The organism is Streptomyces sp. NPDC001594 (assembly GCF_042893675.1).
Classification (GTDB): domain Bacteria; phylum Actinomycetota; class Actinomycetes; order Streptomycetales; family Streptomycetaceae; genus Streptomyces.
The window spans coordinates 1-12642 of sequence record NZ_JBIAVB010000008.1 but is presented as its reverse complement, the minus strand read 5'-3'; the positions used below and the strand labels follow the sequence as shown (position 1 = coordinate 12642).

At 71.3% G+C, this 12642-nt stretch carries 4 protein-coding genes, 1 tRNA gene and 1 rRNA gene; 1 reads left to right on the top strand and 5 read right to left on the bottom strand.

Annotated features, from left to right (window positions below):
• Positions 1 to 105: 105 nt before the first annotated feature.
• The 3 genes from ACFY0O_RS17370 to ACFY0O_RS17360 form a co-directional block, all read right to left on the bottom strand.
• Positions 106 to 2880 carry a DNA translocase FtsK gene (locus ACFY0O_RS17370; RefSeq protein ID WP_388947541.1) on the bottom strand — a complete coding sequence of 925 codons (2775 nt, stop codon included), beginning with the start codon at positions 2878 to 2880 and terminating at the stop codon, positions 106 to 108.
• A 136-nt stretch (positions 2881 to 3016) separates the two neighbouring features.
• Entirely contained in the window at positions 3017 to 3697 is a 681-nt protein-coding gene (locus tag ACFY0O_RS17365; protein ID WP_358899339.1) for a response regulator, read from the bottom strand.
• A gap of 234 nt (positions 3698 to 3931) precedes the next feature.
• On the bottom strand, positions 3932 to 9439 hold the full coding sequence (locus ACFY0O_RS17360; protein ID WP_388947540.1) for a HAMP domain-containing protein: 5508 nt from the start codon (positions 9437 to 9439) through the stop codon (positions 3932 to 3934).
• Positions 9440 to 9631: 192 nt separating this feature from the next.
• Here ACFY0O_RS17360 and ACFY0O_RS17355 point away from each other — a divergent pair, with 192 nt between their 5' ends.
• Complete coding sequence (locus tag ACFY0O_RS17355) at positions 9632 to 12190, top strand: SpoIIE family protein phosphatase (protein ID WP_388947774.1); 2559 nt, start codon at positions 9632 to 9634, stop codon at positions 12188 to 12190.
• A gap of 119 nt (positions 12191 to 12309) precedes the next feature.
• Here ACFY0O_RS17355 and ACFY0O_RS17350 read toward each other — a convergent pair.
• Both ACFY0O_RS17350 and rrf read right to left on the bottom strand, forming a co-directional pair.
• A tRNA-Thr gene (locus ACFY0O_RS17350) sits at positions 12310 to 12382 on the bottom strand.
• Between the two features lie 5 nt (positions 12383 to 12387).
• Positions 12388 to 12504: ribosomal RNA gene (rrf, locus tag ACFY0O_RS17345) — 5S ribosomal RNA — on the bottom strand.
• Positions 12505 to 12642 lie beyond the last annotated feature (138 nt).

The window sequence follows — 12642 nt, the reverse complement described above, 5'->3', positions numbered from 1 at the left end:
GCGAGGGCGCCACCCGCCGCTGCCTCCCTCAACTTGACGCAGACCCAAGGGAAACGGTTGCCCGCCGATCCCCCTCCGGCCGGGTGAGCCGGGCGGATCCCCGTTCTACGGCGCCTCGCCCCGGATGACGGCCAGCACCCCGTCCAGTTCGTCGGGTTTGACCAGGACGTCGCGGGCCTTGGAGCCCTCGCTGGGGCCCACGACGCCCCGGGACTCCATCAGGTCCATCAGCCGCCCCGCCTTGGCGAAGCCCACGCGCAGCTTGCGCTGGAGCATCGAGGTGGAGCCGAACTGGGTCGAGACCACCAGCTCCGCCGCCTGGCACAGCAGGTCCAGGTCGTCGCCGATCTCCTCGTCGATCTCCTTCTTCTGCTTCTGGCCGACCGTGACGTCGTCCCGGAAGACGGGGGCCATCTGGTCCTTGCAGTGCTGGACGATCCCGTGGATCTCGTCCTCGGTGACGAAGGCGCCCTGGAGGCGGACCGGCTTGTTCGCGCCCATCGGCAGGAACAGTCCGTCACCCTTGCCGATCAGCTTCTCGGCACCGGGCTGGTCCAGGATGACCCGGCTGTCGGCGAGCGAGGAGGTGGCGAAGGCCAGCCGCGAGGGCACGTTCGCCTTGATCAGTCCGGTCACCACGTCCACCGAGGGCCGCTGGGTGGCGAGCACCAGGTGGATGCCGGCCGCGCGGGCCAGCTGGGTGATGCGGACGATGGAGTCCTCGACGTCGCGCGGGGCCACCATCATGAGGTCCGCCAGCTCGTCGACGATCACCAGCAGGTACGGGTAGGGGCTCAGCTCCCGCTCGCTGCCGGGCGGCAGTTTGATCTTGCCGTCGCGGATCGCCTGGTTGAAGTCGTCGATGTGCCGGTACCCGAAGGCGGCCAGGTCGTCGTAGCGCAGGTCCATCTCGCGCACCACCCACTGGAGGGCCTCGGCGGCCCGCTTGGGGTTGGTGATGATCGGCGTGATCAGGTGCGGGATGCCCTCGTAGGCGGTCAGCTCGACCCGCTTGGGGTCGACCAGGACCATCCGGACGTCCTCCGGGGTGGCCCGGACCATGATCGAGGTGATCAGGCAGTTGATGCAGGAGGACTTGCCGGACCCGGTGGCGCCCGCGACCAGCACGTGCGGCATCTTCGCGAGGTTGGCCATGACGTAGCCGCCCTCGACGTCCTTGCCCAGCGCGACCAGCATCGGGTGGTCGTCCTCGGCGGCGTCCGCCAGCCGCAGGACGTCGCCCAGGTTGACCATCTCCCGGTCGGTGTTCGGGATCTCGATGCCGACCGCCGACTTGCCCGGGATCGGGCTGATGATCCGCACGTCCGGCGAGGCCACGGCGTAGGCGATGTTCTTGGCCAGCGCCGTGATCCGCTCGACCTTCACCGCGGCGCCGAGCGTCACCTCGTAACGGGTGACCGTCGGACCCCGGGTGAAGCCGGTGACCTGCGCGTCCACCTTGAACTCGGTGAACACGTTGGTCAGCGCCGCCACCACCGAGTCGTTGGCCGCGCTGCGGGTCTTGCCGGGGCCGCCCTTCTCCAACAGGTCCAGCGAGGGCAGCGCGTACGTGATGTCCCCGCGCAGCTGGAGCTGCTCGGCGCGGGGCGGCAGCGCCTGCGTCTGGGGCGGGGCCTTGGTCAGGTCCGGGACCGACAGGGTGCCCGAGGCCGCGGCGGTGCGCTCGTGCGGCGCGTCGGCCGGATCCGGCTCCGCCGGGGCGGCGGCGGGCGCGGAGGGGCGCTCCTCGCGGGCGGGCGGCACCGGAGCGGTGATCTCCACCCCGTCCCGCTGCGGGGTGATCCCCTGGGTCAGGTCGGCCACCAGCGGGTTCGGGGGCAGCCCCCCGTAGACCACCCCGTCCAGCGCGGCGGCGGCCGCGGCCGCCACGTCGACGGCGTCCATCTCCCGCTCCCCCGGCCGCGCGGCGGCCCGCCGGGGCCGGCGCCGCTTGGCCAGGGCCGCCTCCTCGGCGGCGTCGCCGGGAGCGCCCGGCCCGCCCGCGCCCTCGGCACGGGCCCGCCACTGCTCGGCGTCGTGCCGGTCGGGACGGCCGCCGCCGGCCTCCCCGTACCCCTCGTCGTAAGAGTTCGGGGCGATGATCCCCAGCCGGATCCCCAGCCGCCGCAGCCGCTGCGGGATCGCGTTGACCGGGGTCGCCGTGACCACCAGCAGGCCGAAGACGGTGAGCAGCACCAGCATCGGCACGGCCAGCGGCGCGCCCATGGTGAAGATCAGCGGCTTGGAGGCGGCCCAGCCGATCAGTCCGCCCGCGTTCTGCATGGCGGTGGTGCCCTCGTCGCGGCCGGGGGCCCCGCAGGCGATGTGCACCAGTCCGAGGACGCCGATGACCAGGGCGGACAGGCCGATGCCGATGCGCCCGTTCGCGTCGGTCTGGTCGGGGTGGCGGATGAAACGTACTGCCATGACGCCGAGCAGGACCGGCACGAGCAGGTCCAGGCGCCCGAAGGCCCCGGTGACCAGCATCGTGACCAGGTCCCCGACGGGCCCGCTCAGGTTGGACCAGGTCCCGGCGGCGACGATCAGCGCGAGTGCGAGCAGCAGCAGCGCCACGCCGTCCTTGCGGTGCGCGGGGTCGAGGTTCTTCGCGCCCCGGCCGATGCCCCGGAAGGCCTTGCCGACGAGGTGGGCGAGCCCCAGCCAGCAGCTGCGGACCAGCCACACCACGCCCCCCGTCGGGGACGGCGCCGCCTTCGCGGCGGTCTTCTTCACCGGGGCGCGCCGGGCCGCCGCGGCCTTCTTCGCGGGAGGCTTGCGCGCCGGGGCCGTCTTCTTGGCCGGCGCCGTCGTACGGCCGGAGCGGCCCTTCGCGGCGCCCGCGGTGCTCGGGGAACCCTTGCCGGACGTACTTGAGGCCATGCGCCCGAGGTTACCGGTGCGCGCCCCGGTGGACACGCGTGCCCACCCCTTCACCCGTTCGTGTCGCCCCGTCCGTACGCCTCTTGACACACCGGCAGACCTGACGGCCCGCCGGCCGGGCTCCGCGCACGGCCCGTCAGCCCTGTGCGGGCAGGACCGGCGCGGTTCCGCCGGTCCCCGGCTCCAGCGCGTCCAGCGCCCGGCGCAGCCCGGTCAGCTTGCGCTCCAGATGGGCGGCCGTCGCCACCACGGCCGCGTCGGCGGAGTCCTCGCCGAGCTGCTTGGTCAGCGCCTCCGCCTGCTCCTCGACCGCCGCGAGCCGCGCGGAGAGCTCGGCCAGCAGCCCGGCCGCCTCCTTGCTGCCGTCGCCGTTGGAACCGCCGCCCTCCAGCTGGAGGCGGAGCAGGGCGGCCTGCTCCCGCAGCTGGCAGTTCTTGGTGTAGAGCTCGACGAAGACCGACACCTTGGCGCGCAGCACCCAGGGGTCGAACGGTTTCGAGATGTAGTCCACCGCGCCCGCCGCGTAGCCGCGGAAGGTGTGGTGCGGACCGTGGTTGATCGCGGTGAGGAAGATGATCGGGATGTCCCGGGTCCGTTCGCGCCGCTTGATGTGCGCGGCGGTTTCGAAACCGTCCATACCCGGCATCTGGACATCCAGCAGGATGACCGCGAAATCGTCCGTCAGCAGCGCTTTGAGCGCTTCCTCCCCCGACGACGCCCGGACCAGTGTCTGATCGAGCGCGGAGAGGATGGCCTCCAGCGCCAGCAGATTCTCCGGCCTGTCGTCGACCAGGAGGATCTTGGCCTTCTGCACCATGCCCTGTCCTCCTCGCCCCGGCATGGGGCCTCCCCGGCTCCGGGCGCCGGCCTGTGTACCGGGGCCCGCCCCAGAGGACGACACCTTCACGCCGTCCGTCCTTGTGCCGGTCATCGTAGCCCCACTCCCGAGATCGCCACACCCTGTCACCAAGATGTCACTGTGCACAGAGCGGGAACGCGTCGGGAGGGCCGAAGGTTCCCCCGCGCCCTCCCGTCACGCCCCGGTCCCCGGTCATTCCCCGCGCATGTGCTGCTCCATGACCGACAGCAGGTAGTCGGGTTCGACCGGCTTGGTGACGTAGTCGGAGGCCCCGGAGTCGATGGCCTTCTCCCGGTCCCCCTTCATCGCCTTCGCCGTCAGCGCGATGATCGGCAGCCCCTCGAACTGCGGCATCCGCCGGATCGCCGAGGTCGTCGCGTACCCGTCCATCTCCGGCATCATGATGTCCATCAGCACGACCGCCACGTCGTCGTGCTGCTCCAGCACCTCGATGCCCTCCCTGCCGTTCTCGGCGTAGAGCACCGCCAGCCCGTGCTGTTCCAGCACGCTCGTCAGCGCGAAGACGTTGCGCACGTCGTCGTCCACGATGAGCACCCGCTCGCCGTGGAAGTCGTAGGTGCGCGGCGCCGCGGGGGCCGCCTCCTGCTCCTCCCACGCCACCCCGTCCGGCTGCCCCGGCACCTCGGTGCGCGGCAGCGGACCGGCCGCCGGCTTGCGGCGCCGCCGGAACAGCGCCGAGGAACCCTGCGCGGCCGGCTCCGCCACCGGCAGCGCCTGCCGCACCGGGACCGCGTTCTTCGGGCCCGCCGGCAACGCGGCCACCGGCGCCGGCGGCGGCACCGGCAGCGCCTCCTCCACCGCCCTGCGGTACTCGCCGCGCGCCCCGCCCGGCGCGGGCGCCGCGTACCCCTGCGGGGGCAGCTCGCTCGGGTGCAGCGGCAGGTACAGGGTGAAGGTCGACCCGCGGCCGGGCTCACTGGCCGCGTGGATCTCCCCGCCCAGCAGCCGGGCGATCTCCCGGCTGATGGACAGCCCCAGCCCCGTACCGCCGTACTTGCGGCTCGTCGTCCCGTCCGCCTGCTTGAACGCCTCGAAGATCACCAGCATCTTGCTCGCCGCGATCCCGATACCGGTGTCGGTCACCGAGAACGCGATCAGGTCCGCGTCCGCGTCACGCAGCGAGCCGGCCTCCAGCAGCTGCTCGCGGATGGCCGTCGGCACGTCCGCCCCGGCGGGCCGGATCACCAGCTCCACCGCCCCGTTGTCGGTGAACTTCACCGCGTTCGACAGCAGGTTGCGCAGCACCTGGAGCAGCCGCTGCTCGTCGGTGTGCAGGGTCGCGGGCAGCTCCGGGGAGACCCGCACCGAGAAGTCCAGGCCCTTCTCCGCGGTCAGCGGCCGGAAGGTGGCCTCCACGTAGTCCACCAGCTGGACCAGCGCGATCCGCGTCGGCGAGACGTCCATCTTCCCCGCCTCGACCTTCGACAGGTCCAGGATGTCGTTGATCAGCTGGAGCAGGTCCGAGCCCGCCCCGTGGATGGTCTCCGCGAACTCCACCTGCTTCGGCGAGAGGTTCTCGTCCGCGTTGTCCGCCAGCAGCTTCGCCAGGATCAGCAGCGAGTTCAGCGGGGTGCGCAGCTCGTGCGACATGTTCGCGAGGAACTCGCTCTTGTAGCGCATCGAGACCGCGAGCTGCTCGGCGCGCTCCTCCAGGACCTGCCGGGCCTCCTCGATCTCGGTGTTCTTCACCTCGATGTCCCGGTTCTGCCGGGCCAGCAGCTCCGCCTTCTCCTCCAGCTCCGCGTTCGCCGCCTGGAGGGCCTTCTGCCGGTTCTCCAGCTCGTCGGAGCGCTCGCGCAGCTGCTCGGTCATCTCCTGGGACTGCTTGAGCAGCATCTCCGTCTTGGAGTTCACGGAGATGGTGTTGACGCTCGTGCCGATCATCTCGGCGATCTGGCTGAGGAAGTCCTTCTGGATCTGCGTGAACGGCTGGAAGCCGGCCAGCTCGATGACCCCGAGGACCTTCCCCTCGAACAGCACCGGGAGCACGATCACGTGCGCCGGCGGCGCCTCGCCCAGCCCCGAGGAGATCTTCAGGTAGCCCGGCGGGGTGTTCTCCACCAGGATCGTCCGCTTCTCCTCGGCGACCATCCCGATCAGCCCCTCCCCCGGCCGGAAGGAGATCGGCATCTGCCCGCCCGCATAGGCGTAGCTCCCGCGCATCCGCAGCTCGTACGAGCCCTCCGCGCCGCCGTCCGTCCCGATCTCGGGGCTGCCGCCGGTCGGCACCGCGAGGAAGAACGCGCCGTGCTGCGCGGCGACCACCGGGGTCAGCTCGCTCATGATCAGCTTGGCCACGTCGTCCAGGTCGCGGCGGCCCTGCATCAGGGCGGAGATCCGGGCGAGGTTGCCCTTGAGCCAGTCCTGCTCCTTGTTGGCCAGGGTGGTGTCGCGCAGGTTCGCGATCATCGTGTTGATGTTGTCCTGGAGGGCCTGGATCTCGCCCGACGCGTCCACGTCGACCTTCAGGCTCAGGTCCCCGCGGGTCACCGCGGTGGCCACGGCCGCGATGGCCCGCACCTGCCGGGTGAGGTTGCCGGCCATCTCGTTCACGGACTCGGTCAGGTCCCGCCAGGTGCCGTCCACGTCGCGCACCCGGGCCTGGCCGCCCAGGATCCCCTCGGTACCCACCTCACGGGCCACGCGGGTCACCTGGTCGGCGAAGGAGGACAGCTGGTCGACCATCGTGTTGATGGTCGTCTTGAGCTCCAGGATCTCCCCGCGCGCGTCGATGTCGATCTTCTTGGTCATGTCGCCCTTGGCGATGGCGGTCGTGACCATGGCGATCTGGCGCACCTGGCCGGTGAGGTTGGAGGCCATGAAGTTCACCGAGTCGGTGAGGTCCTTCCACGTGCCCGAGACCCCGGGGACGTGCGCCTGGCCGCCGAGCCGGCCCTCCGTGCCCACCTCGCGGGCCACGCGCGTGACCTCGTCCGCGAACGAGGACAGGGTCTTGACCATCGTGTTCACCGTGTCGGCGAGCTGCGCGACCTCGCCGCGCGCCTCCACGGTGACCTTCTTCGTCAGGTCGCCGTTGGCGACGGCCGCCGAGACCTGGGCGATCCCGCGCACCTGCGCCGTCAGGTTCCCGGCCATCGTGTTGACGTTGTCCGACAGGTCCTTCCAGATGCCGGTCACCCCGCGCACCCGGGCCTGGCCGCCGAGGATGCCCTCGGTGCCCACCTCGCGGGCCACCCGCGTCACCTGCTCGGCGAAGGAGGACAGCTGGTCGACCATCGTGTTCACCGTGGTGACCAGTTCGAGGATCTCGCCCTTGGCGTCGACGGTGATCTTCTTGGACAGGTCGCCCATGGCGACCGCCGTGGTCACCTCGGCGATGTTGCGGACCTGGGAGGTCAGGTTGTTCGCCATGAAGTTGACGGACTGGGTGAGGTCCTTCCAGGTGCCGGAGACCCCCTTGACCTCCGCCTGGCCGCCCAGGATGCCCTCGGTGCCCACCTCACGGGCCACCCGGGTCACCTGCTCCGCGAAGTTGGAGAGCTGGTCGACCATCGTGTTGATGGTGTTCTTCAGCTCCAGGATCTCCCCGCGCGCGTCCACGTCGATCTTCTGCGACAGGTCACCGCGCGCCACCGCCGTCGCCACCTGGGCGATGTTGCGGACCTGCGAGGTCAGGTTCCCGGCCATGCCGTTCACCGAGTCCGTCAGGTCACGCCACACGCCGGCCACACCGGGCACCTGCGCCTGACCGCCGAGCCTGCCCTCCGTACCCACGTCCCGGGCCACCCGGGTGACCTGCTCCGCGAAGGACGAGAGCTGGTCGACCATCGTGTTGATGGTGTTCTTCAGCTCCAGGATCTCCCCGCGCGCGTCCACGTCGATCTTCTGCGAGAGGTCGCCCTTGGCCACCGCCGTCGTCACCTGGGCGATCTGGCGCACCTGGGAGGTCAGGTTCCCGGCCATGAAGTTGACGGAGTCGGTCAGCTCCTTCCAGGTCCCGGACACCCCCTCGACCCGGGCCTGGCCGCCCAGGCGGCCCTCCGTGCCCACGTCCCGCGCCATCCGCGTGACCTGGTCGGCGAAGGAGGACAGCTGGTCCACCATCGTGTTCACGGTGTTCTTCAGCTGGAGCATCTCGCCGGACACGTCCACGGTGACCTTCTGCGACAGGTCGCCGTTGGCCACCGCCGTCGTCACCTGCGCGATGTTGCGGACCTGGCCGGTGAGATTGCGGAATGCGGTGTTCACCGAGTCGGTGAGGTCCTTCCACGTGCCGGCGGCCCCGGGCACCTGGGCCTGACCGCCCAGCTCACCCTCCACGCCGACCTCACGGGCCACCCGCGTCACTTCCGAACCGAAGGACTGGAGCTGGTCCACCATCGTGTTGACGGTGTTCTTCAGCTCCAGCATCTCCCCGGCCACGTCGACCGTGACCTTCTGCGACAGGTCGCCGTTGGCCACGGCGGTCGTCACCTGCGCGATGTCCCGCACCTGCGTGGTCAGATTGCGGAAGACCGTGTTCACCGAGTCGGTGAGGTCCTTCCAGGTCCCCGCCGCCCCCGGCACCTGCGCCTGGCCGCCGAGCGTTCCCTTGGCCCCGACCTCGCTGGCCACGCGCGTGACCTCGTCCGCGAAGGTCCGCAGGGTCTCCGTCATCTGATTGATCGTTTCGGCTAGCTGCGCCACCTCGCCGCGCGCGCTGACCCGCACCTTCTGCGACAGGTCGCCGTTGGCCACCGCCGTCGTGACCTGCGCGATCCCCCGCACCTGCGCCGTCAGGTTCCCCGCCATCGTGTTGACGGAGTCGGTCAGGTCCTTCCAGACGCCCGCGACCCCGGGCACCTTCGCCTGACCGCCCAGCTCGCCCTCGGTCCCCACCTCGCGGGCGACGCGGGTCACCTCCGAGGAGAACGAGGACAGCTGGTCCACCATGGTGTTCACGGTGTTCTTCAGCTGCAGCATCTCGCCGGCCACGTGCACCGTGACCTTGCGCGACAGGTCGCCCTTGGCCACCGCCGTCGTGACGAGAGCGATGTCACGCACCTGAGCGGTGAGCCGGTAGGCCATGGTGTTGACGGAATCGGTCAGGTCCTTCCACGAACCCGACATTCCGCGCACCTGGGCCTGACCGCCCAGCTTCCCCTCGGTACCGACCTCCAGCGCCACCCGCGTCACCTCGTCGGTGAACGCCGACAGCTGGTCGACCAGGTTGTTGACCGTCCGCCCGACCTTGAGGAACTCCCCGCGCAGCGGATGCCCCGCCCCGTCGGCGGCCTGCGCCCGCAGGTCCATCCGCTGGTCCAGGTCGCCCTCGGCCACCGCCGACAGCACCCGCCCCACCTCGGACACCGGCCGGGCCAGATCGTCCACCAGCTGGTTCGAGGCGTCGATCGCCGCCGCCCAGGACCCCTCGCAGGCCCCGGTCTCCAGCCGCTCGCTCAGCTTGCCCTCGCGGCCCACCATGCGCCGGACCCGCGACAGCTCCCCGGTCAGGTGCAGGTTCCGGTCGGCGACCTCGTTGTAGACGGCGGCGATCTCCGCCATCACGCCCTCGCCGGACACCGTCAGCCGCTTGCGGAAGTTTCCGTCCCGCATCGACACCAGGGCCGTGAGCAGCCTGTTCAGTGCGGCGGTATCGACCTCCGTCGTCCCGTTGCGCCGGGCCCTGCCCCCCTTGGGGCGCGTTCCCGTACGCCGCACCGCTGCGCCAGACTCCACCGTGTCCCTCCCGAAAGGGTCGACCACTGTTCCACCGGATCCCCGGCTGTCCAAGAGCCGGCTCTCCAAGCCTGCCCAGTGTTTCACCCCGGCCGAACCCGGCCATAACACTTCGGCACCTTCGCACACGGTCCACACCCCGCGGGTGGAATCCCGTATGACCGTCTCACGGCGACCGAGAAGGTAAGTAACCTGGCATCCGATGTCCCACCGCGTCGAAGGAGACTTGTGATCACGGCACGGGCGGCTGCCAGTTTCACCCCGCAAGGGCGGTCGGTAGCCGCTGCCCGCGCGTTCGTCCGCGACACCCTCCAGGGCTGGGGCTTCGCGGACATCGTCGACGACGCGGTGGTCCTGACCAGCGAGCTCGTCACCAACGCCGTGGTCCACGCCGGAACCCAGGCCGAGGTCCTGTGCCTGCGCGCCGAGGACGGCGTACGCGTCGAGATCGCCGACCGGTACCCCGAGCGCGAGCTCCCCCTGCGCCACCCCGACGAGCGCCCCTACGCCGACCCGGACCGCGAGAGCGGCCGCGGCCTGATGCTCTGCGCCGCCCTGGCCACCCGCTGGGGCGTGGAGTACACCGCCACGCACAAGCACGTCTGGTTCCGCCTCGACCTCCCGGACCGTCCGGTCGGTACCCGCTCGGCGGGCCCCGTCGTCCCGGACCAGTTCCTGCCCCTGGCCGACAGCCGGGTGCGCGTCGCGGTCGTCCAGGTCGACGCCGCCGACACCGTCTCCGCCTGGAACGAGGACGCCGAGCACGTCTTCGGGTACGCCGCCGAGAAGGTCCTCGGCCGCCCGCTCGCCGAGCTCGCCGCCTGGCCGCAGACCCCCGGCACCGGCACCGGCATCGCCGAGGCCCTGCGCCTGTCCCGCTGGGAGGGCAGCTACGGCATCCGCGGCGCCGACGGCCGCGTCATCCCCGTCTACGCCTCCCACCTGCGCGTCCGCGACGCCCACGGGGAGCCTTCCATCGTCTGCCTCCTCGTCCACGACGACGAGCGCGCCCTCCTCCAGACCCCGGTCCGGGCCGCGCCCTCCGACGGCCAGCTCTCCGAGCCCCGCCCCGCGGACCCCTTCGAGGTGTTCATCGGCTCCCCCGCCCCCGACGACCTGGACGGCCTGCTCCAGCGCACCGTCGAGCGGGCCCGCGACATGCTCGACGCCGACGCCGCCTTCCTGCTGCTGGCCACCGACGACGAGACCGAACTGGAGGTCCGCGCCACCACGGGCCTGCCCTCCACCCGGCAGCGCTTCGCCCGCGTCCCCGTCGAGGCCGGCACCAGCCGCTACGGCTCCGCCCGGCTGCCCGCCGTCCACGACGACCTCTCCGCCGTCCCCGGGGCCGTACCGCTCCTGGAGTCCACCGGCATGCGCTCGGTGGTCACCGTCCCCCTGAAGGTGGAGGGCCGGCTGACCGGCTCGCTGGGCGTGGCCGCCGAGGGCCCGGGCCGCTACACGAACGAGGAGGCGCTGCGCCTCCAGTTCGCCGCGGACCGCATCGCCCTCGCCGTGGAGTCCGCCCGCCTGGGCGAGCTGGAACGGCTGCGCCGCGGCTCCCTGTCCTTCCTCGTCGAGGCCTCCGACCTGCTGGCCGGCACCCTCGACCGGGACCAGACCCTGGCCCTGATGGCCCAGATGACGGTCCCGACCCTGGCCACCTGGTGCGCCGTCTACACGATCGCCGACCAGACCTCCGACCCCTACCTCGCCTACGTGCTGCACGAGGACGAGGAACGCATCGACGACCTCAAGGAACTGCTGTCGCGGGTCCACCCGCCGGAGCCCGTCCGCGAGGCCGGGGCCCGCCCCTGGCCGGCGACGGCCGCCGCGGTGGGCGGCGAGACGGTCGTCCTGCCGCTCCTGGCCCGCAACCGGGTGATCGGCATGCTGACCCTGGGCAAGCCCAGGGAGGAGCACTTCCGCCAGGAGATCCTCGAACTGGCCGACGACCTGTCGCGCCGGGCGGCCCTGGCCCTGGACAACGCCCGCCTGTACTCGGAGCGCACGGCGATCAGCCGCTCCCTCCAGCGCAGCCTGCTGCCCCCGGGCTCCCCCGCGATCCCCGGGATGGAGGTCGAGGTCATCTACCGCGCGGCCGGCGAGGGCAACGAGGTGGGCGGCGACTTCTACGACGTCTTCCCGATCCGCGACGGCGCGTACGGCTTCGCCATCGGCGACGTCTGCGGCACGGGCCCGGAGGCGGCCGCCGTCACCGGCCTGGCCCGGCACGCCCTGCGCCTGCTGGCCCGCGAGGGCCTGGGCGGCCCGGCCGTCCTGGAGCGGCTGAACGCGGCCATCCTCGACGAGGGCGCCCGCAGCCGCTTCCTGACCCTCCTCTACGGGGAACTGCACCCGCAGCCGGACGGCGGCGCCCTGATGAAGGTGGTCTGCGCGGGCCACCCGCTGCCGCTGCGCCTGCGCCCGGACGGCGAGGTCACCGCGGCGGCGGAACCGCAGCCGCTGCTGGGCGTGATCGACGACCTGGACCTCTACGAACAGACCCTGTCCCTGGACCCGGGCGACGTCCTGCTCTGTGTCACGGACGGCGTCACGGAACGCCGGGAGGGCGCGCGGATGCTGGGCGACGACGGCCTGGCCGACGTCCTGACCACCTGTACGGGCCTCACGGCCGGCGCGGTCGCCGCCCGCGTCCTGCGCGCGGTGGAACGCTTCGCGGCAGAGCCCGCCTCTGACGACATGGCCATCCTGGCCTTCCGCGTCCCCCACCCGCGCGAGGGCGCGTAACCGGATCCGCTCCCCGGCCCGGGCAGCAGCCCGGGCCGGCCTCCATCGCGGCCCCGCTCTCCTCACCGCAAAAACGCAAAAAAGGCCCCCGCCATGAGGCGGGGGCCTTTTCACTTCGGAGCCCTTTAACGGAATCGAACCGTTGACCTTCTCCTTACCATGGAGACGCTCTACCGACTGAGCTAAAAGGGCGGGTTGTTCGGCGGCGTCCTACTCTCCCACAGGGTCCCCCCTGCAGTACCATCGGCGCTGAAAGGCTTAGCTTCCGGGTTCGGAATGTAACCGGGCGTTTCCCTAACGCTATGACCACCGAAACACTATGAAGTTGGAACTCCAGCCGACAAGGCGAGTTCGTTACTTCAGAACTAACACAGTGGACGCGAGCAACTGAGGACAAGCCCTCGGCCTATTAGTACCAGTCAGCTCCACCCGTTACCGGGCTTCCACATCTG